The organism is Candidatus Avelusimicrobium caledoniensis (genome assembly GCF_902756455.1).
In the GTDB taxonomy this organism is placed as follows: Bacteria; Elusimicrobiota; Elusimicrobia; order Elusimicrobiales; family Elusimicrobiaceae; genus Avelusimicrobium; species Avelusimicrobium caledoniense.
Genome location: NZ_CACVRB010000007.1, coordinates 24,535 through 50,997, shown reverse-complemented (window position 1 = coordinate 50,997; position 26,463 = coordinate 24,535). Strand labels below are relative to the sequence as shown.

24 protein-coding genes and 1 tRNA gene are annotated in these 26,463 nt (G+C 45.7%); 7 read left to right on the top strand and 18 right to left on the bottom strand.

From position 1 onward, the window contains the following. Positions 1 to 195 precede the first annotated feature (195 nt). Together ACQY2W_RS02730 and ACQY2W_RS02725 are read right to left on the bottom strand one after the other, a co-directional pair. Entirely contained in the window at positions 196 to 1,344 is a 1,149-nt protein-coding gene (locus tag ACQY2W_RS02730) for a hypothetical protein (protein ID WP_428049125.1), read from the bottom strand. A gap of 153 nt (positions 1,345 to 1,497) precedes the next feature. Continuing rightward, the gene (locus ACQY2W_RS02725; RefSeq protein WP_428049123.1) at positions 1,498 to 1,668 is read right to left on the bottom strand and encodes an indolepyruvate ferredoxin oxidoreductase subunit alpha; all 171 of its coding nucleotides are present in this window, start codon (positions 1,666 to 1,668) and stop codon (positions 1,498 to 1,500) included. A 144-nt stretch (positions 1,669 to 1,812) separates the two neighbouring features. Here ACQY2W_RS02725 and ACQY2W_RS02720 point away from each other — a divergent pair, with 144 nt between their 5' ends. Continuing rightward, positions 1,813 to 3,747 (top strand): FeoB small GTPase domain-containing protein, encoded by a 1,935-nt coding sequence (locus tag ACQY2W_RS02720; protein ID WP_428049121.1) that lies wholly within the window; start codon positions 1,813 to 1,815, stop codon positions 3,745 to 3,747. 67 nt (positions 3,748 to 3,814) lie between these two features. Here ACQY2W_RS02720 and ACQY2W_RS02715 read toward each other — a convergent pair whose 3' ends face one another. Then, a complete protein-coding gene (locus tag ACQY2W_RS02715; protein WP_428049119.1) occupies positions 3,815 to 4,438 on the bottom strand; it encodes an ankyrin repeat domain-containing protein in 624 nt (207 codons plus the stop codon). Between the two features lie 312 nt (positions 4,439 to 4,750). Then, the gene (locus ACQY2W_RS02710; RefSeq protein WP_428049117.1) at positions 4,751 to 5,215 is read right to left on the bottom strand and encodes an LEA type 2 family protein; all 465 of its coding nucleotides are present in this window, start codon (positions 5,213 to 5,215) and stop codon (positions 4,751 to 4,753) included. 67 nt (positions 5,216 to 5,282) lie between these two features. Here ACQY2W_RS02710 and pepT point away from each other — a divergent pair, with 67 nt between their 5' ends. Beyond that, positions 5,283 to 6,518 carry a peptidase T gene (gene pepT / locus ACQY2W_RS02705; protein WP_428049115.1) on the top strand — a complete coding sequence of 412 codons (1,236 nt, stop codon included), beginning with the start codon at positions 5,283 to 5,285 and terminating at the stop codon, positions 6,516 to 6,518. 65 nt (positions 6,519 to 6,583) lie between these two features. Here pepT and ACQY2W_RS02700 read toward each other — a convergent pair whose 3' ends face one another. The 7 genes from ACQY2W_RS02700 to ACQY2W_RS02670 form a co-directional block, all read right to left on the bottom strand. Continuing rightward, a complete protein-coding gene (locus ACQY2W_RS02700) occupies positions 6,584 to 7,111 on the bottom strand; it encodes a type IV pilin protein (protein WP_428049113.1) in 528 nt (175 codons plus the stop codon). Between the two features lie 231 nt (positions 7,112 to 7,342). Then, positions 7,343 to 10,006 (bottom strand): hypothetical protein, encoded by a 2,664-nt coding sequence (locus tag ACQY2W_RS02695; protein WP_428049111.1) that lies wholly within the window; start codon positions 10,004 to 10,006, stop codon positions 7,343 to 7,345. A gap of 89 nt (positions 10,007 to 10,095) precedes the next feature. After that, entirely contained in the window at positions 10,096 to 11,658 is a 1,563-nt protein-coding gene (locus tag ACQY2W_RS02690) for a hypothetical protein (protein ID WP_428049109.1), read from the bottom strand. Between the two features lie 9 nt (positions 11,659 to 11,667). After that, positions 11,668 to 12,237: a cyclodeaminase/cyclohydrolase family protein gene (locus ACQY2W_RS02685; protein ID WP_428049107.1), complete on the bottom strand. Its 570-nt coding sequence runs from the start codon at positions 12,235 to 12,237 to the stop codon at positions 11,668 to 11,670. Between the two features lie 11 nt (positions 12,238 to 12,248). Further along, complete coding sequence (locus tag ACQY2W_RS02680) at positions 12,249 to 13,103, bottom strand: HAD family hydrolase (protein ID WP_428049105.1); 855 nt, start codon at positions 13,101 to 13,103, stop codon at positions 12,249 to 12,251. Continuing rightward, complete coding sequence (locus tag ACQY2W_RS02675; RefSeq protein WP_428049103.1) at positions 13,100 to 13,987, bottom strand: DMT family transporter; 888 nt, start codon at positions 13,985 to 13,987, stop codon at positions 13,100 to 13,102. The genes ACQY2W_RS02680 and ACQY2W_RS02675 overlap by 4 nt, the downstream gene beginning before the upstream one ends. A gap of 39 nt (positions 13,988 to 14,026) precedes the next feature. Next, positions 14,027 to 14,905, bottom strand: coding sequence for a DMT family transporter (locus ACQY2W_RS02670; protein ID WP_428049101.1), 879 nt, complete (start codon positions 14,903 to 14,905; stop codon positions 14,027 to 14,029). Positions 14,906 to 15,051: 146 nt separating this feature from the next. Between ACQY2W_RS02670 and ACQY2W_RS02665 the strand changes: the two genes are divergently transcribed. The 3 genes from ACQY2W_RS02665 to ACQY2W_RS02655 all read left to right on the top strand — a co-directional run bounded on the left by ACQY2W_RS02665 (position 15,052) and on the right by ACQY2W_RS02655 (position 17,830). After that, positions 15,052 to 16,320, top strand: a complete 1,269-nt coding sequence (locus ACQY2W_RS02665) for a hypothetical protein (RefSeq protein WP_428049099.1) — start codon at positions 15,052 to 15,054, stop codon at positions 16,318 to 16,320. A 21-nt stretch (positions 16,321 to 16,341) separates the two neighbouring features. Continuing rightward, positions 16,342 to 17,610, top strand: a complete 1,269-nt coding sequence (locus ACQY2W_RS02660; RefSeq protein ID WP_428049097.1) for a hypothetical protein — start codon at positions 16,342 to 16,344, stop codon at positions 17,608 to 17,610. Between the two features lie 138 nt (positions 17,611 to 17,748). Then, positions 17,749 to 17,830: transfer RNA gene (locus ACQY2W_RS02655), tRNA-Leu, on the top strand. A 290-nt stretch (positions 17,831 to 18,120) separates the two neighbouring features. Here ACQY2W_RS02655 and secG read toward each other — a convergent pair. After that, positions 18,121 to 18,444 carry a preprotein translocase subunit SecG gene (gene secG / locus ACQY2W_RS02650; protein ID WP_428049095.1) on the bottom strand — a complete coding sequence of 108 codons (324 nt, stop codon included), beginning with the start codon at positions 18,442 to 18,444 and terminating at the stop codon, positions 18,121 to 18,123. Between the two features lie 121 nt (positions 18,445 to 18,565). Between secG and ACQY2W_RS02645 the strand changes: the two genes are divergently transcribed. Continuing rightward, positions 18,566 to 19,063, top strand: a complete 498-nt coding sequence (locus ACQY2W_RS02645) for a type IV pilin protein (protein WP_428049093.1) — start codon at positions 18,566 to 18,568, stop codon at positions 19,061 to 19,063. A 316-nt stretch (positions 19,064 to 19,379) separates the two neighbouring features. On the opposite strand, the gene ACQY2W_RS02640 is transcribed toward ACQY2W_RS02645, so the two are convergent. The 4 genes from ACQY2W_RS02640 to ACQY2W_RS02625 form a co-directional block, all read right to left on the bottom strand. Then, complete coding sequence (locus ACQY2W_RS02640; RefSeq protein WP_428049091.1) at positions 19,380 to 20,573, bottom strand: phosphoglycerate kinase; 1,194 nt, start codon at positions 20,571 to 20,573, stop codon at positions 19,380 to 19,382. A gap of 64 nt (positions 20,574 to 20,637) precedes the next feature. Then, positions 20,638 to 21,435, bottom strand: a complete 798-nt coding sequence (locus ACQY2W_RS02635) for a Bax inhibitor-1/YccA family protein (protein WP_428049089.1) — start codon at positions 21,433 to 21,435, stop codon at positions 20,638 to 20,640. A gap of 123 nt (positions 21,436 to 21,558) precedes the next feature. Next, positions 21,559 to 22,518 carry a hypothetical protein gene (locus tag ACQY2W_RS02630; protein WP_428049087.1) on the bottom strand — a complete coding sequence of 320 codons (960 nt, stop codon included), beginning with the start codon at positions 22,516 to 22,518 and terminating at the stop codon, positions 21,559 to 21,561. Positions 22,519 to 22,656: 138 nt separating this feature from the next. Next, positions 22,657 to 23,544, bottom strand: a complete 888-nt coding sequence (locus ACQY2W_RS02625) for a hypothetical protein (protein WP_428049085.1) — start codon at positions 23,542 to 23,544, stop codon at positions 22,657 to 22,659. A gap of 198 nt (positions 23,545 to 23,742) precedes the next feature. Between ACQY2W_RS02625 and ACQY2W_RS02620 the strand changes: the two genes are divergently transcribed. Further along, positions 23,743 to 24,285 carry a type IV pilin protein gene (locus ACQY2W_RS02620; RefSeq protein ID WP_428049083.1) on the top strand — a complete coding sequence of 181 codons (543 nt, stop codon included), beginning with the start codon at positions 23,743 to 23,745 and terminating at the stop codon, positions 24,283 to 24,285. 140 nt (positions 24,286 to 24,425) lie between these two features. Here the strand turns inward: ACQY2W_RS02620 and groL are convergent, their stop codons facing one another. Both groL and ACQY2W_RS02610 read right to left on the bottom strand, forming a co-directional pair. Next, entirely contained in the window at positions 24,426 to 26,063 is a 1,638-nt protein-coding gene (gene groL, locus ACQY2W_RS02615; protein WP_428049081.1) for a chaperonin GroEL, read from the bottom strand. A gap of 17 nt (positions 26,064 to 26,080) precedes the next feature. Then, the gene (locus ACQY2W_RS02610) at positions 26,081 to 26,374 is read right to left on the bottom strand and encodes a co-chaperone GroES (protein ID WP_428049079.1); all 294 of its coding nucleotides are present in this window, start codon (positions 26,372 to 26,374) and stop codon (positions 26,081 to 26,083) included. Between the last annotated feature and the right edge of the window lie 89 nt (positions 26,375 to 26,463).

Sequence of the window (26,463 nt, the reverse complement as noted above, 5' to 3'; positions counted from 1 at the left end):
TAAACCTTTATTTTAGTATAAAAAACTTGCAATTTTGGGGTCGTACAATGTATCATAAAAAATAAGGAAGTTGCAAATTTTATCCCCCCAGAACCTTCGATTTACCCCCCGAACGGTTCTGAAAAAAGAGTTGGGCTTACGCCCAACTCTTTTTCTTTAGGTGCAAAAACGCCCCGTCGGTTGACGGGGGATTGGTTAATGAAAATGTAAGCTTCTGTAAAAATTTATGACTTGTTGGAGTTGCTCTTTTCTGTAATTGGATAGGAAGGAGACGTTTTTTGCAGATAATGCCGCAGCGCACGGAGTGCGTTCGTTTCCCCAAACATCACGTGCAGTAACCCGTGGATTGGCTCCCAATTCTACTAAAAATTTTGTTTTTTCTAGGTTGGTTATCACTTCATGTAAGAGGGAACCCTCATGTCCGTTTGTGTTCAAATCGGCACCATATTTTTTGAGAATAGGGAGATACGTTGCCCATTTATCTGATAAGAGGAGTGTAGCAGCGGGTATAGGTCCCTCAAAACCGCGCACTGTTTGAATACGAAAATTGGGGTCGGATCCGTTTTCAAGCAAAAAGAGGACCGTTTCCATGTTGTCCGCTTCAATGTTTTCCCACAGGAGATTATTCTGTTGATTGATAGGATCTAAGGGGTGAGTGGCATTTAAATTTAGGTCTGGAAGCAATACTTTGGCTACCTCGAATTGTTTCATTTCCAACGCCAATTTAAACATATCTATTTTGGTTTCATAAGGAATATTTGATTTTTTCCGTAGCAGAGAGACCGTTTCACTGTAGCCGTTTCTAACAGCAGTCATATAGACAGCGTTGTCTTTAACAGTTGCCCCTCTATCCAAAGCGGATTTTACAATGGAAGGATACGCCAGATACTCGGCTAATACGTCGGACGGATTTGCCCCGTTTTTCATAAAGTAAGGTACGATATTAACTAGCCCGTGTTGGGCCGATTGCCGCAGAATTTCCCGCGGAATATTCTCCTCCCCGTATTGGGCCAAAATCTCGCGGGCGGTTTGCTCGGTGCGGGCTTGCATTTGGGCATACACATCCATTTGTTTTAATAGCGCGCTCACTTGCTCGCCCGCCGTGGCGGTGGGGGCAATTTGTTGATTTGTGAGTTGGTATACTTCGCGCAAAGACGCTACGTTAGCCCGTCTTAATTCAGCCACGTGACGCGTGACGGCTTGTTCTATTCCTTTAGGGACACCTGCCATTATGTCGCGGGGTTTTAATATAAGGGTTGCCGCTTTTTTGGCAGCCGGAAGTTGTGCAAAAGCGGTAGTGGTCGTAATAAGCCCGATACATAATAATGTCAATTTTTTTAGCATACATTCTCCTTGTGAGGCAATTAGTTTATCATACTGTAATAAAAAACCGCGCAATATCACAAGGGCCTTTGGACCCAAAATCATCTGGGCCTTTGGGGTATAAAAACGCCCCGCCTAATGCCGGGGCGTTAAATATTTGTTTGTGTTACCTTGTTACAGAGCAATCGCGCTGACCGGGCAGGTGCCGGCGCAAGCGCCGCACTCAATGCATTTGGAGGCATCAATGCAGCGTTTGCCGTCTTTCTCGCAAATAGCGGTTACGGGGCAGGCAGATTCGCAAGCACCGCAGTTAATGCAAACTTCCGGATTTACTTTATAAGCCATAGTATTTTCTCCTATAAATAAGATATTGAGTTACTTTTAAATTATACAAAAAAATCACACCCCGGGCCGGGACCGTCGGATAAAAGCCCTTGCCGAAAAAGGGTTAGAATGATACAATATAAAAGTAAGGAAAAACTAACTTTTATGGAAAAAAATAATTCTCGTTCTCTCTATCAATTAAAACCCGGGCAATCTGCCCAAGTCAAAGAAATTCAAACCGACGCCCACATGGCTGACAAACTAGCCGCTATGGGTATTGTGCGCGGACAGTTTGTCAAACGTCAGCCGGGCAACAGCCCCGTCGTTGTTAGTGTATCTGGCACGGACGTGGCGATCGGGCGCGAAACCGCCAAAAAAATTATTGTCACCTCTAAAAAAAATACCTTTTTGCTCGCCGGAAACCCCAATGTGGGCAAGAGTTTGATTTTCTCGCGCTTAACGGGAGTGGGTGTAATTTCGTCCAATTTCCCCGGCACCACCGTGGGGCTCAACTACGGCACCACCCAGTTTAATGGCGAATCGTATGATATTATTGATATTCCGGGTTTGTACCGCTTGGAAGAAGAATGGCAAATGGAAGGAAAAAAACACCATTTGTTTAAAGAATTAGAATATGATTTTATCGTCTGTGTGGCGGATGCTTCGCACTTAGAGCGTAACTTGTATTTTTTGCTTGAATTGCTGTCGTTAAATAAACCCGCGGTGCTGATGCTCAATAAGTTTGACGAAGCCAAACGCAAAGGTATTTTTATTGACGTGAAAAAATTATCTAAACTCTTGGGTTTGCCCGTAATTCCCACCGTAGCCACCACGGGCGAAGGGTTAAAAGAACTGGCTAATACGGTAGGCGAGTTGGACGCCAACACGCCGCAAATTTCTATTCCTAAAACCGACGAGGAAAAATGGCAAACGATCGGTAAAATTATCGGACAAGTGCAAGAGGTTAAACACAAACACCCGTCGTTTTGGGAACATCTGCAAGCGTGGGCGACCACGCCGCTAACCGGGTTGCCGATTGCACTGCTGGTGCTGATTATTTCGTTTTTTGTAGTACGTTTTGTGGGCGAGAGCATTATTAACTTTGTGGACCCACTGTATGAAAATTATTATTTTCCGTTTATGGAAAAATTGCTCGGCGCGTGGCGTGATAATTGGTTGGGTATGCTCTTAGTAGGCGACGGCGGCGAAGCGTATTTTGGTGTGCTTACCGACGGCCTTAAAATTGCACTTGTGGATGTGATGAGCTACGTGCTTGCGTTTTATGCGCTCTTTGGTTTTTTGGGCGATATCGGTTATTTGCCGCGTTTGGCTATTTTGCTAGACGGTATTTTGCATAAAATCGGCTTGCACGGCTACGGAGCTATCCCCATTATGCTCGGCTTTGGGTGCAAAGTGCCCGCGGTAATGGGCGCGCGTGTGCTAGAGACGCGGCGCGAGCGCGTGATTGCACTGGCGCTTGTGTTGGTGCTTGCGCCGTGTATTTCGCAAACGGCGATGATTATTTCCATTTTATCCCCCCACGGCTTAAAATATATGCTTTTGGTATTTGGGGTGCTTGTCATCAACGGAATTTTGGCGGGGAGTATTTTAAACCGTTTGTTAAAGGGCGAGGCGCCGGAACTGTTTATGGAAATTCCGTCTTGGCAAATTCCCAGTTTCCGCGCACTTGGGCGCAAATTGTGGTTACGCATGAAAGAATATTTGTGCGATGCGTTGCCGCTTATTTTGTGCGGGGTACTGTTTGTTGATTTAATGCAAATGTCCGGCGTGACAGATTTAATTACAAAAATCTCGCGCTATCCGGTGGAGTATATTTTAGGGTTGCCCGCCGATACGACGTCGCTGCTGATTTTAGGGTTCCTGCGCAAAGATGTGGCGATTGCACTATTAGAGCCGTTTAATCTTTCGGCGCAAATGCTTGTCGTGGCGTGCGTGTTTATGACGATGTACTTGCCGTGTATCGCTACGTTTTTTGTGATGTTGCGTGAGAACGGTTGGAAAGATACGTTGCGTGTGGTGGGCCTGACGCTGGGCCTTGCCTTGCTGACGGGTTTTATCCTACGGCTGATTTTGTTGTAAACATAAACACCGGGCTGAGAAAATTTCCTCAGCCCGGTTTTACTACACAACAAATTTGTTAATCAGTCTACATCCGACTTTCCATAATAGTATGGTATGCTTCATATATTTGTTGCTCTTCATCAATGAGGGTTTTGCTTAATGTCTTGACGGATGATGAATTGTCGGAGTTGACTTTTTCAAGCCATCCAAGGTGTGCTTCACGGAATGCTTCCTTGATTTTAGCTGTGCTGTCCGTGGGAAGTACACCGAGTAATTGATAGGCCTTGCTTACGCTCATAGTTTTTTCCGTATCGGGTTGCTGTTGGGGCAACGAGTTATCTTCCGTTCCGTTATCAGCCGTTACAACCTCGGTTTCTGACTCTCTGTTTAATATGGCTATTGTCGCTTGGGCACGTATTTGGGCATAATCGGCGGCTGTTTTACCCAGGTTATCTTGTATATCTTTATCTGCTCCTTTGGCTAACAGAAGTCGGATGATACTAAAACGCGCTCCTGTTACGGTGGCGACCATAAGGGGTGTCATGCCGGACGATGCTTCTCTCAAGTTGGGGTCAACGCCTCGTTCTAATAGGGCGGCAAGAGCTTCCTTATCATTGTTTGCAATAATTTGACGGAACTGGTTAAATACGGCGGTCGGGTCCGCTAATTGGCTATCAGCCGGGATAGCATGAGACACTAGCTTTCTCATTAGGGGTGTTTGTTGTACACTATCTGATTGTAGAACGGATGGTTGTTTGGGTTGTAGAGTACGTCTTTTTTGTCCCAAGACCGATTGCGGCAGTAACGCAATGGCCAGTAGTACACTGGCAGCGGTGAAAAACTTTTTCATACATTTATCTCCTTGATAATACTAACTTTATCTTTCTTTAATAGTTTAGTTGTTTTGTTTTCTTCTATCAAGTGGCATTTTGTGCCTAGCATTAAACTAGGGCTTTAGACCCATAAAAAAACCGGGCTGAGAAAATTCCCTCAGCCCGATATTCTCTATTAAATACTGAATTTATTTTCCGCTACCTAAACGGCCGATGTCCACCGGCACGGGTATTTCCACCCCCAACGGCCCTTCAAAATACATCGTACCCGTTAAGTGATAATCTAACGTAGCACTCTTCATGCTGAGTAGTCCTACCAATTTATTACTAAATGTCTGTAACGGGACAACAAATTTTGCTTTGGCGTTTTTGGTGGAGTCCGGCTCAATGTAAACATCTTTTAAAGTTACGTTAGCCATGTGTTCTTCGTTGACGGTCAGTTCCCCCTCAAAGCGTTTTAGTTTGGCCGCTTGTTTTTTATTCATATTCGTAATAGCTATAATGACCGTAAACCCAAGCGAATTTAAATTATAGTCCGTGAGTTCCACATTACGCAAAGCATATTTGCAATTTGCCAGATTTTGCGCTTGCTGTACGCCGGCGCACGCGCTTAGTAAAACGAGCCCTACTAAACCTGCCAGTATTTTTTTCATAGTCCCTCCGAAGAAATAAGCCCTCAAATAATTGTATAATAAAAAAAGAACAAATAGGAGAAAACTTATGAATCCGTTACAACAAAAAATTTATGACCGCTTTGTGCGTTACGTGGCCGTGGAAACGACCAGTGACCCGGAAAGCACCGCCGTTCCGACGACCTCTTCTCAAATTTCTTTCGCTCACAGCTTGGCGGCGGAAATGAAACAAATCGGTTTCCAAGACGTAGAAGTGGACGAATATGGTTTTGTAACGGGGCTGATCCCTGCTAATACCGATCAAAAAGCACCCACCATTGGACTCTTTGCCCACATGGATACCGTGTGTGATTACAACGGAAAAAATATCCGCCCCGTGTTGCACGAAAATTACGACGGCGGCACGCTCGTTATTAACGAAGAAAAAAAGATGTTTTTATCCCCCCAAACCGCGCCGAATTTGAAATTGTGCGTAGGGGATGATATCGTTACGGCTGACGGAAATACCCTGCTTGGCGCGGATGACAAAATCGGTATTGCGGTCATTATGACGCTAGCAGAGCATTTTATTTCCCACCCCGAAATTAAACACGGCCCTTTAAAAGCCGCGTTTACTATTGACGAGGAAACAGGCACGGGTATCGGATATTTTGACGTAGATCATTTTGCCGCTGATTTTGCCTACACGGTGGACGGTGCGCTACTGGGCGATATTGACTGCGGTAACTTTAACGCCGATTCGTTTGTGCTTAAAATTACCGGTAAATCGTGCCACCCCGGATCTGCCAAAGGATTTATGGCTAACCCGGTGCGTATTGCAGCAGACATTATTTCTTCGTGGCCGTCGGATAAACTGCCCGAAACGACCGACGGCGAGGACGGATTTATCTTGTTTAAAGATATTACCGGCGGGCTGGAAAAAGCCGAGATACAGGGTATTGTGCGCGAACACGATATCAATAAGTTTGAGCAATTTAAAAAAGATTTGGTGGCTTTGGTAAACGCCAAACGCGCCAAATATCCGGCGGCAACCATGGAGGTTATTTTTAAGAAACAATACCGCAATATGCGTGATGTCTTGCGCGATAAACCGCAAGCTATGGAGCTGTTAGAGGGCGCACTCAAAGAAAATAATGTGCAGTACCGCCTCACCCAAGCGCGCGGCGGCACCGACGGGGCGCAACTGTCCTTGCGCGGTCTGCCGACTCCGAACATTTTTGCCGGGTACGAAAATCCGCACGGTCCGTATGAGTGGCTGAGCATGAATTGGGCGGAGAAAGCATTTCATATTTTAGAAACGATTGCCCGCAACGCTGTGAAATAATTCTTATACGTAAGACGAAAACACCCCCGCATATTTTTTGCGGGGGTGTTTTACGTGTGGGGCAATTATTGAAATTGTTGTTGTAACCAATTACAAAGTTTTTGTCCGCGTGATGTGTTGTTGAATGTGCAGTTGGTAAGCACGCCGTCTTTTAATTGAAAAAGTGCCCTCATGATTCGGGTTGACGAACTATCCGATCCGCAGGTGGTACCGTCGGGACAATAAGACAGCGCAACCCATGGCTCATCTCCGTCGTTAAATACGATTACGTGACAAGGGTTTCCCCCTGCGTTTATATTGATTCCAAAACCGCCCGGGCAGTTATACAGTTCGTTGTGGCAAGCACCACTATTGGTGCGGCAAATTTTGGTTAAATCAATATCCAAGGCGGTAAAATCGGGTTGATAGTCTCCATTGGCCATTTTGTAAATTTGTTGGGCTTTAACAAGTTGTTGTATGTTTTGTACATATCCCATAACGCGTGTTTTATCTACGGCAAATTGATATTGCGGCAGGGCCACCGCCGCTAAAATTCCGATGATTAGCACGACGACTAACAGTTCAATAAGTGTAAATGCTTTTTGGTTGTTCATATTGTTTGCTCCTTAATACTATATTGTCATTCCAAACTTGATTTGGAATCTCACCTCTTTCTAAACCAGAAACAAGGTGAGATGCTGAATCAAGTTCAGCATGACGTCTTTATTTGATTTGTTTTTTCCATCCCTTTATTATTGTTTTTTTTTTTGATTTGTCAAGTGCTTTTTATCGGGTATAAAAAAACACCCGGACGGTTTGTCCGGGTGTTTTCTACTTAAAACCGCTTATTGGGCGGGCGCAGGTTGCGGCTGTTGTTGTTGCGGTTGGGCCGAGTCCAATAAGTTTTTGGCGTCAGAGATCGTTGGGTCTAACGCTTTGGTTACCGCGTTGTAATTAAAGCGGTAAGAGATTTTAAAGCTTTGCGGATTCTCCGGCGGTACTTTAACGAGGATAGAGTAATTATCCGGGTCAACCGCGGTGGAAATTTCCCACGTGATCAACTCCGTAGCGGCCGGGTGTTTGGACTCCACAAACGCTTTAAGCGTCATCCCGTTGGGAAGCATATAGTTTTTTACTTCTTCTAAAATAGCTTCTTGTGTGTTTTCCACGGCAACGGGTGTGTTTTCGTCTACGGTTTGCACCGGGAGTTGTTCTTCCGTCGGGCCGAGCATTTCATTTAACTGTTCTTCTTGTTGAGCGGCCACGGCGGCTTGTTTCTTGCCGGGCAATACGTTAAATTGCGGCGGAATTAAATCCATCCACGCCAACATACCGTAAATTGCTCCTGCCAGCAACGCCAATACCACCAGCCATACCGCGGCTTTGGCTTTCTTGCCGGCGGGCTCCACATCGGCACTTTTCAAATCGTGTTGGGCGTTAATGTCGTCCATCCCTTCCACTTGTAAGCGGTCGGAATCGGCCGGCTCGGGTACCATGGGTACCGTGCGAATATCTAACGCCGCACCGCGTTTGGCTTTAATCGTGTTTTCTAACACGATTTGCGATACCGTTACGTCCGGTGCGCCTTCTTCTTTTTTGTTACCTTGTTCTTGGTTATCAGAAGAAGACGGGACCATTTCTTCTAAGCCGGAATCATCCCCTTCGTTTTTACCGCCTTCGGAGGTAAGGGCTTGGCCCGGATCTGCATTGGGATTGGAAGCCGGAGGCACAAAGTCCGAAATTAAATAGGTAGACCCCGCCGTTAATTGTACTTCCGTCATATCGTTGGGGTTGCTGTTTTGGGCAGTTTGCTGCGATTGGGCCGACGTTTCGTTTGTTTGATCTAACGACGGCAAAATGTTTTCTTCCGGTTTGGACGGATCGGCTTGTTCGGCTGCAGCAACGGCGGACACAGCCGCTCCGGCACTGGCTAAACCGAATAATTGTTCCACCGATTTATCTTCTTGGTTTTTGTGTTCTGCAAACGCATCTTTTAAATCGGCATCGGTAATGATATCTTCCGGTTTATCTGCTTGTGCATTGGGTACTAATTCTTCCGGCGATTCATTATCAACTTGTTCTTGTTGGACGTCGGCCGCCGGAGCTTCAGACGCTTCTAACGAAGGCAGCGTTTCCGGAGCGAAGGGCTCGCCTTGCAGTTGCGCTTGTGTGTCGGCAAGCTCATCCTCGGTTTGTGCCGGTTCTTGCGCCTCGGCCGGGAACGGTTGCGGCTCTTCGGCAGAGATTTCTTGCACCGGGGCGGGTTCTTCTTGTGCAGCGGGTTCTGCTTCTTGTGAAGTTTCCGGTGTCGTACCCGCAACGGTTAAAGCCGGGGCATCTTCCATAGGTTGGTCAAACTCCAACGACGGTTTTTCTTCTGCCTTCGGTTCTTCGGCCGGGGCCGGCTCTTCGGCAGATTTTGTTTCCAACACGGGTAAATCTTGCTCGGAGGACACTTGCACTTTTTCTTCCGCTTTGTTGCTGTCGGCTTTTTTCTTCAAACCAACCAAAGCGGCCGCGCCCGACAAAATGCGCATCGTCATAGATTTTTTGTGTTCATCTTCTTCTTTTTCTTTGATGAGCTGGTCTACAACGTCTTCTTGTTTCTGATCGGTTAATTCAGCCAAAACTTCTTCTTTTTTATCTTCGGCTTTCGGCGTTGCCTCCGGTTGTTTCTCCTGTGCTTCTTTGGCTAAGGTTTGGGCTTGGGCCGGGGTCAATAAATCTTGGAACGTATCTTCTTTGTCGTCTTTGGACTGTAAAGGACCATGTACTTTGCTGTGTAACGAATCTAATGCCGAGCTCAACACAACATCGTCCCCTTCTTTGGTGCTTAACAGGTCATCTTCTGCCGCCGATGTGTTTTCTTCTGTCTTTTCCGCGGTGTCTTGCGCCGGTTCTTGTGCATCGGGTGTTTGAGTGGACGGCGTAAGATCTTCCGGTTGAGAAGATTGGGTTGTTTCTTGCAACGCCGGCTCAATGACTTGGTCGGTAGCCGGAATGGTGTGTTCCAAATCGTCTACTTGTTCGTCTAGGTTTTCGGTGGGAATATCCGTGACGGCTTTGGGTAACTGAGAAGCCAAATCGTGCTGGGTGGCCGCTAAGAAATTAAATTGTTCCGTCAACGCTTCGGCGCGTTCGGCAGATTCTTGCGCGGCTTTTTCTTGAGAGGAAATAGACTCATCTAATTTGGTTTGCATTCCCTCTAATTTAGACTGCATGCCGTTTAATTGAACGGTTAACGCGTCAATTTTAGCTAACAACATCGCTGTGAGCGCATCGTTACCGGCGTTAGCCGCAGGGGCAGCTGCCGCCGCAGCGGGAGCCGGCGCGGGCGCGGGTTGTTCAAATTCAAAAACGTTAGACGCTTTGACCCACTCTTGGTTGCCGCTATTGGCAGCATCTTCCGAGCAGATTAACGTGTCCGGGGTAAAGCCGTTAAGCGTTACCAGTTTGTCGGCTGTGAAAGGCCCTGTTACTTTGTCATTAAGATAGACCCAATATTTCATGATATTTCACCCTTAGCACATAAATATAAAACAGTATGATAACAGCATACCAAATTATGACCTGTTTTAACAGTATTTTTTTACTGTTTTTAAGATTTGGAAGATACCCGGGCTTGCTTATACAACTCAAGTAATTTATCCAGCTCTTCTTTGCTGGCCTTGCGGGTTTGGATATTGCTTAGCATATCCGTCATTAACTCTAACGACGAGCCGTTTTCTAACATATCCAATACAAATTGGGAAATTTGACGGTTGTAATCGCCGTTTAATTCCCCCACCAGCACGCGTAAAATAAACGCATGTTTATCACGATCGGATTTCCAAAATGTGTACGGAGCAAGCGTATCTTCAAAGAATTTCAAAATCTCATCAGCCGGTTTTGTTCCTAAATAACTTTTCATCAGCTCCGGGGCTAACCCTTGCGTAAGCGATTTGGCTTTCAAGTCCCGCAAGTATTGGGCTTGTTTGGCGGCTTCTTCGGGGCTGAGTGTACCGAGGAGTACTTTACAGGCCAGTTCTTTATTTTCGGTTTTATCTACGCAAAAAGGTAAATTTTTAAGCGTATCTTGCAACGAGTTGTCCAGTTGGGCGGCCGATTGTTTGCCGCCGAATTTATCGGATAAGTCATATTCATAGCCGGCGTATAAATCGTTTTTGGATAGCTCGCGGCGCAGAATTTCCCGCTCTTGGCGAAGTGTAGCCAAACGTACCGCGCGTTCAAAACTCTCAGATGTGCCGTCTAAAAAGACACGTACCGCCAACCCCAAATTCTCGGCAACATTATCTACATGCGGCAATTTGCTTAACACGGCATTAAAGGTGTTTACAATATCGGTAGGTGTTTTTGCTTTTAAATAACGGCAAGCGATGATACGCAAATCTTCTTCCACAATTTGCTCATTTAATAATTTAGAAACAAGTGCGGTATCTTGCGCATCTTTGGAAGTCATACGGCCCATCATTACTTGAGCCGCCAGGGAAGCACACAACCGTTCGTTGGGATTTTGCGTGAGCAATAACTGGAGCAAGCGTGTCATTTCCGGTTCAAAAGCAATGCTGCCCGGTTGCGTGTACAAACGTTGTAGAATGGAAGTAGTTTGGATCGGCAAATGGTATTTATCCGCCAATGTAAAAATAGATTGTTTGTTTTCTTTAATGACGGGGGCTTGTTGGGCCAGCCACCTATCTGCCGACTTAATTAAGCAACCTACGGCATATTGGGCTTTTTGGGTATCGGTTAATTTTTTGCCTTTGGGGAGTGTTTTTAAAGCGGAGGCAAATTCTTGGTCAAAATATTTGCGCGACGAAAAAGACGCATACACATCTAGCATTTTTTGGGTTTCTTCGTTAGACATATCCAGCGACTGGCACAATTCTGAAATAGACATGGCGTTGTTATAGATGCGAAGTTGCCGAAGAGCCGCGGGCAAGGTGATTTCATCTAACAGCATTTGGGCTACTAACGTATCGGCGGCGGGAGAATCGGAGTTGAGCTGGGCGGCGGTGTCGGCAATTTCCTGTTCCAGTTGGTCAATTGTTTTTTTATCTTCTAAGGTGTAGACCAAACGGGCGGCGTAATTGTCGTCAATAGCCGGCAGCATCGTGTAGATGGTATTTAACATGCCGCTGCGTAATGTAGATTTTTCGGTCATAATTTCTCCCTAGCACGATTTTAGAAAAACTGCGATTTGTTTTTCAAATGAATTTTTCAAATCTTCATTTTGGATAAATGTTTCGTTGGCTTTTATGTTTTCTACCGCACAACGAATGGCCGCCTGCAATAAATGTTTGGCGCAATACATATCGGACAAAATAATCGGGGCAATACCCGGTTTAAGAGTATCTGTTTCTTTAAGCACTTCTACGGCGGTAGTTGCTACGTCTGCCGGGACGCGTGCCGCAAATACAAGGGCCTGTTCTAAGGCCTGCGCGCGGGCCGGATCTTCTTTAGGCAGTTTTTTGGCGGTTAAATAAGCACTGTATGCTTGAGCGTCTTTTTGGACGTACGCGTCTAACTGGTTTTTAAGAGCGGTTAATTTACGTAGCGATTTTTCCAACCGGGGTTTTACTTCTGCCGGAGTGGTTTTGCGTTTAAGCGTGGTGCCGGCAGACATGATAACAAGGGCACATCCCATGGCCGCCGTATGTGCAGCAGCTGCCCCCCCGCCCGGTGTCGGGTCAGGCGAGGCCAAAGCGGCCGTAAATCGTTCGGCGGCGGTAAACCATTCCATAGTTGACTCCTTTACATAATTGTACCGGATTCTAAATCTTCGTATTTCTTAATACGTAGCATTTTTAGGCGGTCTTCATCAATACCGGTCCGGCTGAAAAATACGTGTTCAATGGCAGTGGCCGGCATAATATAACTGCCGCGCTTGACGCCTTTGGGGTCTTTTTTCACGCACAGCCAAATGCAAAACAACGCAAAATCTTTGGTAAAGTTTTTAGCTTCCAACTCGGCGGCGGCACGCTGTATTTTTTGTGCTTCGCCAAAGCCGGTGGTTATTACTGCGTTATGAAAACCGCAGTTTTTGGCGGCTATAATGTCGCGGTGCGTGTCACCGATGACAAATACGTGATCCGGCGTGATTTTGGTTTTAAACTTTTTTTCGGCGCGTTTGACAGCGGCTTGTAACATTTCTTCGCGCGTGTGTCCGTCCTCGCCGTAACCGCCTACGCTAAAGAATTTGGTTAGTCCGCTGGGAGCTAGTTTTACTTTAGCACCTTCTTCTAAATTCCCCGTGCCTAAACCTAAAATAATATCTTTGTCTTTGCTTAAAAATTCCAAGAATTTTTTAATGCCGGTTATCAATTTGTATTTTTTGTTTTTGACGCAAGTGTTTACTTCCTGCGGCAACATTTCCAAGTATTTGGCTTTCATTTTTTTCATTTCGCCGGCAGACGGTTTTTTGCCGTTGTGCAACAGCCCGTAAACGATTGTAAAATTATCTAAATCCGTCCGTCCCGAAGTAAGGGTAAGTTCCAATTTAGGTGTTTTTCCGTACAGTTCTTTGGCCGCGTGTTCCAACGCGCGCCGACCGCAACCGCAAGCATCCACTAAAGTTCCGTCTAGGTCAAATAAAACGAGTTTTTTCATGCGTTAGCTCCTTGTTTTTTTGCACTGCTGGTTACCATATAGGCCCCGCCGACGGCTAAAGCCATGCCCAACAGTTTGTATAAAGAAATCGTGTCTTGCCCCAGTAATACCGAGAGAATAAACGTAAATACCGGGTAACATAAAATAATGGCGGTAGCTTTGCTTAGGTCCATATTGCGTATGGCGTGATACCACAGAATATTTCCCACCACATAGTTAATAACGGCACTGCCGATGAGCGTTCCCCATAAAACGGCGGTGCTGTCAAACAATAACGGCCCTTGAATAAAATACAACGCCACAAGCAATAGTGCCAACGCCGGCAGTGCGTAAAACGCACGGGCGGCGGCAATTTGCGGGGCGGTTAAATCGGCCGGTAATTTTTTAGCAAAAATATGGCTGACTTGAAACATCCATAAACTGCCTAAGATTAAGAAGTCCCCTTTGGCTTGCGTGTATCCGCCTTTAATAACAATTAAAATGACGCCCAGCAAAATAAACAGCGATCCGCCGATTTGTTTGGCCGTCGGACGTTCTTTTAAGATTAAGGCCGATAAAATAAGCGAGTAGATAATTTCAAACTGGTTATCAATAGCACTGTTGACGGGAGTCGTATAGTTCAAGGCGACCATAAATACCGTCATGGTTAAGGCGGTACCGAAGGTGCCCATGCCAAGCCCTTTCCAACGGACATCGGCAGATAAAATACGTTTCCAACCGTTCTGCCCGAGGTAACCGGACAATACGATACAAGCGGTTGCACATGCTACGAATAAAAACAAGGCGGAGGTAACAAACGGCGTAGCCATTTTGGAAATGACTACGTTGGTGGCTGTGCAGATACAAGACAACCAAATAGCAACTAAAGGAGATAATTTCGTCATATATTCTATTGTACTTAATTATAGACGGTAATGGAAAGCTTAATGTCCTTCTTTTTTCACAGTTAAACTAACCCAATAAGCGCCCGCACACGTAACCAGTAAACCGGCCAGTTGGTGTACGGTAGGCGTTTCCATGCCCAACACGGCCGATAACAATAACGAGAGTACCGGATACGATAAATAAATAGCCGTTACTTTGCTTAAATCTAATGCACGTATAGCTTTGTACCACACGACCATGGCAAGACCATATTTGAAAAGTCCCGTATATCCTAACACGCTAAACATTTTAAGGGTAGGTTGGAGCGTAAATGGCTCGTTGAGAAAATACATAACCGCCAAAATAATGATAAGAGCCGGCAAGGCAAATAAATTGCGCGCCATACCGATCACGCGGTAATCTAAGTGTTTGGGCAGTTTTTTGGCTACGGTAGATCCAGCTTGCAACATCCACGTACTGCCTACGATTAACAGGTCGCCTGTCCAACGGGGAGTAAAAGGTTCTTTGAGTAAAATAATCAGCACCCCGCTTACGATTAAAGCGCACGCGGCTAATTGGCTTTTGGTGGGGATTTCGCGTAAGAAAATGGCGGCAATCAGTAGCGAATAAAACAGTTCCGATTGTTGTAAAATAGCGGCGTTGCCCGGCGTAGTATAATGAAGGGCAATCAGCGAAATAGTAAACGGCAAGGCCGTGCCGAACGTGCCGATAAATAAAAATTTCCAATACGTTTGACGGTTGAGTAATTCCCCCCATTTATGATGACGGGTAATCCAAGGGGTAAAATACAAAACGCCGATAAGTGTGCCTAAAAATACGAGTAACGCCGGGCTAATCAGCCCGACGGCGAGTTTTCCGGCAATCGGTGAAAAACCGACAATCGCCCAACACACCCACGCCGCTATCAACGGGGACATATTGCCTCCTTTTTTGAGAAGATATATACTATTATATCAATTTGGCAGGCACCGAAAGACCTACCTGTTTTCTGGGTCCAAAGACACTTGTAGTTTCTGGCTGTAATTAGCTAGATTATTAAAAATAGTTTTAGTTTGGAGAGCAAATGAAAAAATACATTGCGCTTAGTATGTGTTGTTTAGGGGCTTTGCCCTGTTTTGCGCAAAAAGGCGAAATTGCCTCGCGTGTGTGGAAAACACTTTTACATAGAGAGTTGGAGGTGCCGGCAGTAGTTTTTTCCTCACTGCCCAAGGTGCGCTATCAACCGTTAAGTGTGATAAATACGCATCATTATTTATCGGCGGCAGATGGGTTTTTAGAACAAGCGTTAGAGGTGGCGGCGCCTTCCCCCCTTGAAAATATGCGTTTATTGGGTGTGCGGGGCCCGGTAACCGAAGTGGAACGGCTCAGCCGTATCAAAAAAGTGCCGATAGACTCTCCTTTCCCTTATTTTCAAATAGAACGTGAGACGATAGAAACCCCCCGCTACGCGTTGCCCCGGGCGGGCGAGGCGTTGGCCGGTAAAGAAAATTCTCTTATCATTGACCGCGCCGCGCAAAACCACCAACTGCAAAATTTACTGGCGGCAAACACCGCTGAAATAGAAACCGAAATCGGGCGCGCATTTAAACTTTCCCACCACGGCGCAGCCGCTGAGTGGGCATTTGACAATGTATTTAACCGCGGAGCGGGTATAATCGGTATCGGACAAGATTACGGTTTTTATTCCCACCAGGGAGTACGTGTTATCCGGTCTTTATTAGGATATGCACAGGTCTTTTTGCCGCATCGGCCGATTATTTTAATTACTCCGTTTGCTTCGGGTATTAACCCAACGGCGCGCGAAGATCATTTTGTAGCACAAGGAATTGCCAAACAAGCCGTTAATGACGTGTTAGATCTGACCCGCACGCATAACATTGCGGTTGTAGGAACAGCTATTTCCTCACATGCAGATTTTTCCGAGCTTAATACGGTTGCCTATGCCAATTCCCGCCCAAGGTACGATTCTCACTTTGCTACTACGGCGTTAGGACAAGCGGAACAACAACACTATTTGTCGCGCGTGATTGAACAATACCGCCGTGATAATCCGACGGCTTTGCTAATTATCTGGGCACCTAGCAACTACATTTTATATAACGGGTTTAACTCCGTGATTGCGCCGCTTGCCCAACAAGGCGAAGTGACCAGCGTGCTACAATTATCCAGTAAGTCCGCACCGACCCGTGTGGAAGGTTTGCTTCCCGTTTCGTTGCAAGAGAAAGTCAATTCGTTATACGGTTTTTCGTGGCAACCGGGAACGAATATGCCGGACTTGTTCGGCGCAGACGTTTTGCTCAAAGTGCCGGGCAACATTAGTTTAGAAAATTAAATTAGGGAGAAAAAATAAAAAATGAATGTAAAGAAATATGTAATACTTTGTGCAATATGTGCAAGTGCGTTTCCGTCGTTTGCCCAACAGGGTAGCATTGCCGGCAAAGTAATTCGGAGCATTGCTTCCAAACGGGCCATTGTTCCGCAAGTAAAAATTGTTTCGTTGCCATCGGTCCGTCCGTTGGTTTTAACGGAAGAATTGGCAACGCCTTATTTGTTTATGGCGGATGATTTATATAAGAAAGCGTCTTTTGCTAAACGCTTTACGCCGCAGACTAATTTGGTAACGCTTGGGGTGCGCGGCCCCGTTACTGCTATGGAGCGGTTTGTGCATCAAGATATCGCAATTCCCGATCCCAACGATCCGTTTGGCGAAGAATTTTTATTTGATGTAGAAACAAGCCCGCGGTACAAAATGGACGGTACACGCGATGTGTTAGCCGGTTGGGAAAATGTAAATATCATTAGACGTAACCGCCAAAACAAAACATTGAGTGCCCAACTGAAGGAAGCCCGACCGAATATTTTGGCGGAACTTTCTCAAGGACAAGTGAATGTAGGGATGCACGGCGTTTTTAATAGAATTGCCACGGAAGTCCCCTCGTTAGATGTCATTGCTATCGGGCAGTTACCTTATTTCCGTACACTTCCCAAACTTGCCGATGAAATGAAAACGTTTGTGGATCGTATCCGCCAATATGCCCCGCAACGGCCTATTGTGCTCATTACGCCGTTTTTGGCTAAAGGCGTAGTGCTGACGGACAGCGCGGCTGATGTAGGCCCGTTGGAGCCCTCGGCTCCGATCCGGGAAATGAAAGTGCTTGAAACGGCCGTAGCCAATAAAATTACCGTAGTGGGGACGGGGCTTTTCTCCCGCTATGCCGAGGAAGATTTTGTGTTTTATGACGGGGAAACCAAAAGCATGCCCGGGTTTGAAGACACGGCTATGGGGCAATTAGAGCAACAAAATTTCTTAACGGACGTATTGAAAAAATACCGGGAAGAAAATCCCTCCGCGCTGATTATTTTGTGGGCTCCCACGGAGTTTGTAGCGTACAACGGGTTTAATTCCGTCACGGCTGATTTAAAACAAGCTAACCAAAAAGTAAAAGTCGTGCAAATTACCGGAACGGATAATGCCGTTACCCGTTTTGAAAAGTTGCTGCCCGCACAAGCGCGCGAAGAATTTTCCACGTATCCCGGTCTTACGTGGCCGGAGGAGTCCGGGATGTGGCGTTTATCAGGTGCGGATGCTTTTATCCGCGTGCCGGGTAAAATACAACCGTAAAAATTGTGCTATTTCCAACTAAAAAATTCCCCCGGTTTTTATCGGGGGAATTTTTTACAAAAAGAAAACAGGAAATAAAATTTTAACTTGCTAGGAAATTATATTTTTGCTAAAATAAATAAAGAAGATAAATTTTTCGCGCAGGTGGCGGAATTGGTATACGCGTGCGTTTGAGGGGCGCATGCCGCAAGGCTTGAGGGTTCGAGTCCCTCTCTGCGCAAATTTGAAACCGAGCATTGGCTCGGTTTTTTTTGATACAGTGCGCAGAAGCGGGCAAACTGCTTTGCCCGCGGGAGGGACTCGAAGCCCGGAGCGATGTATGAGTTTTGCCAAAGGCAAAGGCGAATACCGCGAGGGCGGGTCCGGGCGAAATTTCCGTTAGGAAATTTACGCAGGACGAAAGTGGTACCCCTCTCTGCGCAAATTTGAAACCGAGCATTGGCTCGGTTTTTTTGATATGAAAACACCCACTCGTAAAATAACGAGTGGGTGTAGTTGTTTATAAAAGCTTTATTTCCCTGCATTAGCCGGAGCGGACGCGGGGATAGATACTCTGTCCATAACCGACGAGGATGCCTTTTTATTGGAAATAATCGTCAACACAATGGACGTTGCCATAAGCACCGCGGCTAAAATAGCGGTAAATTTATTTACAGCGTTAAACGCCGTCGGGCTGGCAAACAAGTTATCTGCTCCGGACGCACCGAAAATACCGGCGGCCGAGCCCTTTCCGCTTTGTAACAAAACGAGCAAAATTAACAAAACACAAACGATAAAATGCAACGTCAAAATAAGTCCGTACATGAAAAATAATCTCCTTTCTAGTGATACCATATTATACCAATTTTTTAGGTAGTGGAATTGTTTTTTAGACCGTTACTTAAAAAGGGGGTTGACATCGTTTTTTTTTTTGCTACATTTTATTTGTTGATAAGAATTATCAAAGGAGAATAATATGAAAAACAAACAAGCATTCACGCTTATTGAACTTTTAGTTGTTGTGCTCATCATTGGCATATTGGCGGCGGTAGCTGTGCCGCAATATCAATTTGCCGTAGATAAAGCGCGTGTGATGACGCACTTTCAAAATGTGCAAGCTATTATTAAAACAGAACAAATTTATAAAATGGCTAACGGAAATTACACGGGTGATTTTACGGCGTTGGATGTAGATTGGACGAAAACGTGCACGTTGGGCGGGCATCAATATAGCGAATTGATGCATTGCCCCGGCGGGTTTAGTTTCCAAATGGCAAATTCCGACACGGTCCCCTCGCAAATTTGGTTGCGTTATTGTAATCAAAAGAGTTGTTATAGCAACACAACCAACTATCATTTTTTAATGATTCTTTCCACGACGGATGGCCATATCATTTCGTGCAGTAGTAAAACAACCCGCGGGCAAAAATTGTGTAATTATTTTACGCAACAATTTGGCAATTCTGCCCAGTAAAATTCTGCCCCGCTCGCGTCATCCCGCAGTGTTTCTATGCGGGATATAGCGGGGCAAAAGAAAAGCTCTCTCTTTTATATCCCGTATAAAAACCTTACGGGATGACGAAAAGAGAGAGCGTTCTTATAATAGACCGGGCCCAAACAACGGGCCCGGTTTGTGTTAGCTAAATTTCTTGCTGTGTCAAAAAGAGCCGTGTTTATTTCGCTAACGCGACTAAACCCGGAAGCTCCTTTTTAGAAAAAATTCTGCCCTGCTAAACAACGCAGGGCAGGTTTGTGTCATACGACAAATTTTCTAAAAAGAACTTGCCGGCCTACTTCGCTAACGCTACGAGTCCGGGCAGTTCTTTCCCTTCCACAAACTCCATGCTCGCACCACCGCCGGTGGATACATGCGAAAATTCTTTGGAGTTGATTTTGCCTTTTTTCAGCACGTTTACACTGTCGCCGCCGCCGATAATGGAAATCGCACCGTTCTTGGTGGCTTCAATCATGGCATTAGCAATAGCAAAACTGCCTTTGGCAAAGTTCGGAAATTCAAAAACGCCCATCGGGCCGTTCCAGAAAATCGTTTTGCATTTTAAAAGTTCGTCTGCAAATAATTTTTCGGTTTTCGGGCCGATGTCCATGGCTTCCATATCCGCCGGGATAACGTCCACTTCCGTAGCGGTAGCTGTTTCGGAAAATTCTTTGGCTACGCGGAAATCTACCGGCATCAACATTTTAACGCCTTTGGCCGCGGCTTTTTCCATGACTTGTTTGGCTTCGTCAATTTTCGTTTCGTCCAAGAGCGATTTGCCGACTTCAATTCCTTTGGCTTTTAAGAACGTATACGCCATACCGCCGCCGATAATTAAGACGTTTACTTTATCTAACAAATTGTTCAAAAGCAAAATCTTGTCAGACACTTTCGCGCCGCCGATAACAGCCGCAAACGGACGGGCCGGGTTTTCTAACGCTTTACCCAAAAATTCTACTTCTTTTTGTACGAGGTATCCCGCCCCGCTGGGTAACAAATGCGCTACGGCACTGGTGGAGGCGTGGGCGCGGTGTACCGTGCCAAACGCTTCTTGCACAAATACTTCGCCGTGTTTAGCCAGTTGCTTGGCAAATTCGGCGTCGTTCTTTTCTTCTTCGGGGTGGAAACGCAAGTTTTCTAATAATGCAATTTCGCCGTTTTTCGTTTCGGCTACAACTTTGTCGGCTTCCGGCCCGACGCAGTCTTTAGCAAAGTGTACCGGCACACCAAACAATTTTTCCACTTCCGCGGCCACGGGAGCCAAGCTAAATTCCGGGCAGACTTTGCCTTTCGGGCGGCCCAAGTGGGCAATTAACACGACGCGGCAGTTGTTATCTAACAAATGTTTAATCGTTTTTTCCGTCGCCACGATGCGTTTGGTGTTATCTACTTTGCCGTCTTTAAGCGGCACGTTGTAGTCCACACGCACGAGGACTTTTTTGTTTTTAAGGTCCATATCTTGCATTTTTTTAATGCTGTTAAAATTCATAACCTGACTCCTTTTTTTAAGTTTCGGCTCTTCGCAGAACCGCTACAATTATATTTTACAAAATTTAGCGGCGTTTAGATTTGGCCAGTAGCTTTAGAATTTCAATGTAAAGCCACACGATGGTAACGAGTAACCCAAACCCACCGTACCACTCCATAAATTTCGGTGCGTCCCCGCGGCTACTCATCACCGAAATAAATTGAAAATCTAACATCAAATTGAGTGCGGCCACTATGCAAATTACCACACTAATACCGATAGAAAGCGGCGAAGAGGAAGTTAAATATCCGATGTTCCCCCCAAACAGCGAGAATATCCACGAGCCCAAATACATAATAGCAATCGCCGCCGTGGCTGAAACAACGGCGGTAGCAAACCCTTGCGTTACTTTCAAAATTCCGGTTTTGTAGATAAATAACATCACCGCAAATACTAACACCGTAACCACCACCGCTTGTAACACGATACCTTGATATTGCGCGTTATATGCGGCGGAAATCATACCCAAAAGCACCCCTTCCGCTAACGCATAAATGGGCGATGTAATGGGCGACACGGACGGCTTAAAGCTGGTCCAAATGGCTAGTATAAAGGCACCGATCAGTAAAATCATTAGTAGCGCAGGCGACATCGCGGCTGACTTTACCCAACCGATATATCCCCCCGCCACGCATAACGCCAACAAAGCAAACGTTTTATTGATCGTGCCTTGCAATGTCATCACTTGTGAACTGGTTGCTCGGTAGCGCGGGATAAAACCTTCCGCGCGCAAATTTTCGTCTTGAGTTTGGGCGGTTGGACGGGCTTGCTGTTGTTTGGCCCGTTCAAACGCAGCTTCGTTAAACATCGGGTTGTTAGCCATAGTTTTCTCCTCAAAATAAGTTTCCTATATTGTATAAAATTGATACGGTTTTACGGGGATGTTTTTTGATTATAAAAAATGTCCGCCCCTTTGCGGGCGGACGTAAGATGAAACGTGGAAAGATTAGTCAAAACACGGTTTTTCTAAGTTGTTATAGAATAACCGCGTTTTAATGCGTTGCCAATCTTGCGGGCGGTTTTTTTGCACCGTATCTTTGATAAATACTAAATCAACATAAGACAAACTATACCATTTGTCGCTAGTTGTTTGATAGAACTGCACCGCGTCATTGTATCCGGCTAAAAATTCATTTTTCACAGCGTTAATTAAAAACAGCGGGTCCGTATACGTGCCGGACAACTCATACCAACTTTCATCCAGTGAAAATTTATTTTCCGAGATCGTCCCGTATTTTACGGTGCGGGTATAAGTATTGTTAGTTCCAAACCGGGCGGTATGAATTTTCAGTTGGTTGTTTTTTTCTTGCAAAAAGGCAAGCCAATAAGGCGACGCTATCGCCAGCACATTGACAAACGGAGCGCGGTATTTGGGCGAATCGTTCCAAATAAGCATTACATGATTGTTGTTGGCTGTGTGCGTTTTGATATCGTCAATAAGACCTTTTTCGGTGATAAGCCCAATGGTGCGTTCCGAAAAAAATCCTTCGCTTAGTTGAATTTCAAAGGCCTCTCTATCTCCGTAGATGTTGTGCCACTTCGTTCGCAAGTTATTTTGGATAGCTTGCATGCAAGTACCGGCCAGGATGAGCCAATGTTCGTCTAGGGCGTATGCTTTGCACGAAACAGAAGACGAGACGGTTACTTGTTCAACAGAATCGTCTTCGGTGTGTTTGCTGTTATTGGTTATAGGGTGCCGCTCCAGCTTTCCGCCACGCAAGGTAAAAGAGGCGGTGATGTTTTTTTCTAAGGCGTTGGAGTTAGAAGAAAATTTTTCTTGGGCTTGCCGAGCCGTATGGAAAACGTTTCTTTGTAGATTCGTATGCGATACCTGTGCCCCCGCAGCGGCACTCAGTGTGGCTAGCAAAATAAAGCCCATTAAGACAGATAAAAATAACTTTCTCATACGTTTATTATAGACAATAACGAGCGAAGAAACGAGGGTCAAAGGACCCAAACCGGTTTATCAAAAGGACCTACACACAAAACGCCCGCACGTGGGTAAACGCGCGGACGTTTTTAAAGAGAATTGTTAGCTGTTTTTTTACTTAAAATACGACTCATCTACTTGCTTGTTTTTAACAATTTTATACGAGGCCTCATCCAATTCGGCTTGTAAAAAGAGCATCAATTCCCGGGTAAAATAATTGGCATCTCCTTTTTTGGCTGAGGTATAAACTACCAACTCGCTGCCAAAACCCAACAGGAATTCTTCGTTTTTAGTGGCAGACACACCAAATACCGGTTGTCCGCTGAGAATATCCGGCGAGATATCAAACCGCTTATTTTTGAGATCCACGGCCTCAATTTCCCGGTCTGCATCTGCTTCGCCGAAAATCCGTTGTTTTTTAGCCGTTACTTGAGAGAAAAACGAAGTTTTGTCCTCAGAAAACAACAGAGACTTCGGATTGTTGGGAATAAACAAGTTGGGAATAGGTAGCGGAGCTACTTTTTGTTTGATTGCCTTTCCCTCTTTGTCATTTCCCAGTTTGATCAATATAACACGGTTGCCCCAGCTGGGCACTACGTACGACTTGCTACCGCTGTATTTTTGATAGACGGTATGGCCGAACAAGGAAACGGAGGCAATTTCGTGCTTGTCTAACTTGGTCTGCCCGTAGTGTTCCCGATAGCCCGATTCGCGTGAACCCGCACAAGCCGCTCCGGCCAATAAATAATCCGGCGCGATGCGAACGGCGGTGCACGGTTTGGTTACCACGTTCTCTTTTTGCGTGCCTACAAAACTGGACACGACCGTAACATCCATGGGGATAACCCCACGCAAATAAGACCCGGCTGAAGAAGCGGGCCGTCCGTCCTGCGCTTGCAACAGGGCTTTTTGAGCGGCGGCTTCAATGGTTTGTTCAAAAAGCGTAGTGGCAAAGGCCGAACTGGTAAAACACAAACACAACAGAAGTAATAACTTTTTCATAACAATTCTCCTTTTATAACTGCATACTTGTAGGATACGGGTTTATGTAAAAATTTCAAGGGGTCTAAAGGCCTATTTTTTTTCTGGGTCCTCAATTTGGGTTTTGAAAAAAATTATTTTCTCCGTCGGTAAAAAATAAAGCTTGACATCGTTTTTTTTTTTGCTACATTTTATTTAATGATATAAAGAGGAGGTAGTATGAAAAACAAACAAGCATTTACGCTAATTGAATTATTAGTGGTAGTTTTAATTATCGGTATTTTAGCGGCGGTGGCGTTGCCGCAATATACGCAAGCGGTGGAAAAGAGCCGTTTTGCCACGTATCGCACGCTAGCCGATAGTATGGCGCAAGCGGCCGACGTGTTTTATTTGGCTAACGGCACATGGCCGACTTCGCTGGATGAATTGGATATGGAATTTCCGGCAGATATGAGTACGGAAAATACTATATCCAATGGGGTGTGCCGCAAAAACAATAAAATGTTTTGTTGTTTAATGTGGCCCAATATCGGTAGTAGTAATGGTGTTGTAAAATGTGGGGATAATGATTATCACTTAATGTATGTGCGCGAATATGTGGACTTTGCCGGAAAACCACGCAATAGCATGTCTTGTCATGCGAAAGATGAAAAATACAAAGCAATTTGTAAGGCAATTAGCGGCAACGGCTCTCCAAGCCCTACTGCTTCCGCCACCCCAGACGGTTATAAAAACGGCTATTTTTATTATACGTTTAATTAGTAAAAATGTAGGTCGGACGTAAGTCCGACGATACGGTTGAAAATGTCGGATTTACATCCGACCTACAAACTATTCCATAAACAAACCCCCGCGTTAATTACGCGGGGGTTTTACAATAGCTATTTTTGCGTCTGTCGCACTTACATCATCGGCATTCCGCCACCCATGCCGCCCATCGCCGGGCCGCCGTGGTTGTGTTCTTTTTCCGGCGCATCAGCAACGAGCGCTTCGGTTAAGAGCACCGTACCGGTAATAGAGGCCGCATTTTCCAAAGCGGTGCGGACTACTTTGGCCGGGTCTACTACGCCCGCTTTTAACAGGTCGCAGTATTCATCTTTTTCGGCATCGTAACCGTCGGCCGCGCCTTTCATGGAGAGCACTTTGTCTACTACTACGGCACCGTCTAATCCGGCATTGACCGCAATTTGTTTCAAAGGAGCGGTTAACGCTTTGCGTACGATGTTGATACCGGTGCGAACGTCGTCGTTATCGGCTTTCAAACCGTCTAACGCCGCTTGGCAGCGGGCTAAAGCCACACCGCCGCCGGGCACGATACCTTCTTCCACGCCGGCCTTGGTGGCGTTTTTAGCGTCTTCCACTTTGGCTTTTTTGGCCTTAAGTTCGGTTTCGGTAGCCGCACCTACACTGATAACGGCCACACCGCCGGACAATTTTGCCAAGCGTTCTTGGAGTTTTTCCTTATCGTACTCGCTCTTGGAGTTTTCAATTTGGCTGCGGATTTGGTTGGCGCGTTGGGCAATGGCTTCTTTGCTGCCTTTTCCGCTGACGATTGTTGTATTTTCTTTGTCAATTACGACGCGGGCGCATTGACCGAGCATAGCCAGTTCGGCTTTGTCCAACTTAATACCGCGTTCTTCGCTGATCACGTCGCCGCCTGTCAAAATAGCGATATCTTCTAACATTTCTTTGCGGCGGTCGCCAAAGCCGGGGGCTTTTACGGCGCAACCTTTTAACGTACCGCGCAATTTGTTGACCACTAAAGTCGCCAACGCTTCACCGTCAACGTCTTCGGCTACGATTAAGAATTGTTTACCGCTTTGTACGATTTTTTCCAGCACGGGGAGCAGTTCGTTCATAGACGAAATTTTCTTATCCGTGATGATAATGTACGGGTTTTCCAACACACATTCCATGCGTTCGGAATCGGTTACAAAATAAGGCGAAATGTAACCGCGGTCAAATTGCATACCTTCCACCACATCTAATTGAGTGGTAGCGGTTTTGCCTTCTTCTACCGTGATAACGCCTTCGGCGCCGACTTTTTCAATCGCTTCGGCAATCATGTTTCCGATTTCGCGGTCATTGGAAGAAATGGTGGCGATTTGCGCTTTTTCTTCTTTGGTTTTGACCGGTTTGTGCATTTTGTTAAGTTGTTCTTTGGTGGCTTCTACGGCCATTTCAATACCTTTCTTAACAAGCGTCGGGTTGGCTCCGGCGGTGATGTTTTTAATGCCTTCGGTCAGCATGGCGTTGGCCAAAACGGTGGCTGAAGTCGTACCGTCACCGGCGACGTCATTGGTTTTGGACGCTACTTCACGGATGAGTTGAGCACCCATGTTTTCAAATTTATCTTCTAACTCAATATCTTTGGCAATCGTTACACCGTCGTCAATAATAAGCGGAGAACCGAATTTTTTTTCCAATACTACGCTGCGCCCCTTAGGCCCGAGCGTAACTTTTACAGCATTTGCTACTTTTTCAATACCCGATTTCATTTTGGCGCGGGCTTCATCGCCGTATACAATTTGTTTTGCCATTTTATTTACCTCTTAACTTACCCCAAAATACCCAAGATTTCGTCTTGGTGAATAATCAAATACGTTTCGTCGTCTAATTTGACTTCCGTGCCGGAGTATTTGCCATAAAGCACGCGGTCGCCTTTTTTTACGTCCATCGCGGCGCGTTCGCCTTTGTCATTTAATTTGCCCGGCCCGACGGCCAATACTTCGCCTTCCATCGGTTTTTCTTTGGCGGTGTCAGGAATAATAATTCCCCCTTTCATCGTCTCTCTTTCAATGGGTTTGACAATTACGCGGTCACCCAACGGTTTAATTTTTACTTCTGCCATATTCCATACACTCCTTTTTTATCGGAATTTAAAGTTGAGGTGCTTGGCGGTTTGTTTTTAGCACTCGCCTAAGCATAATGCTAATTTAG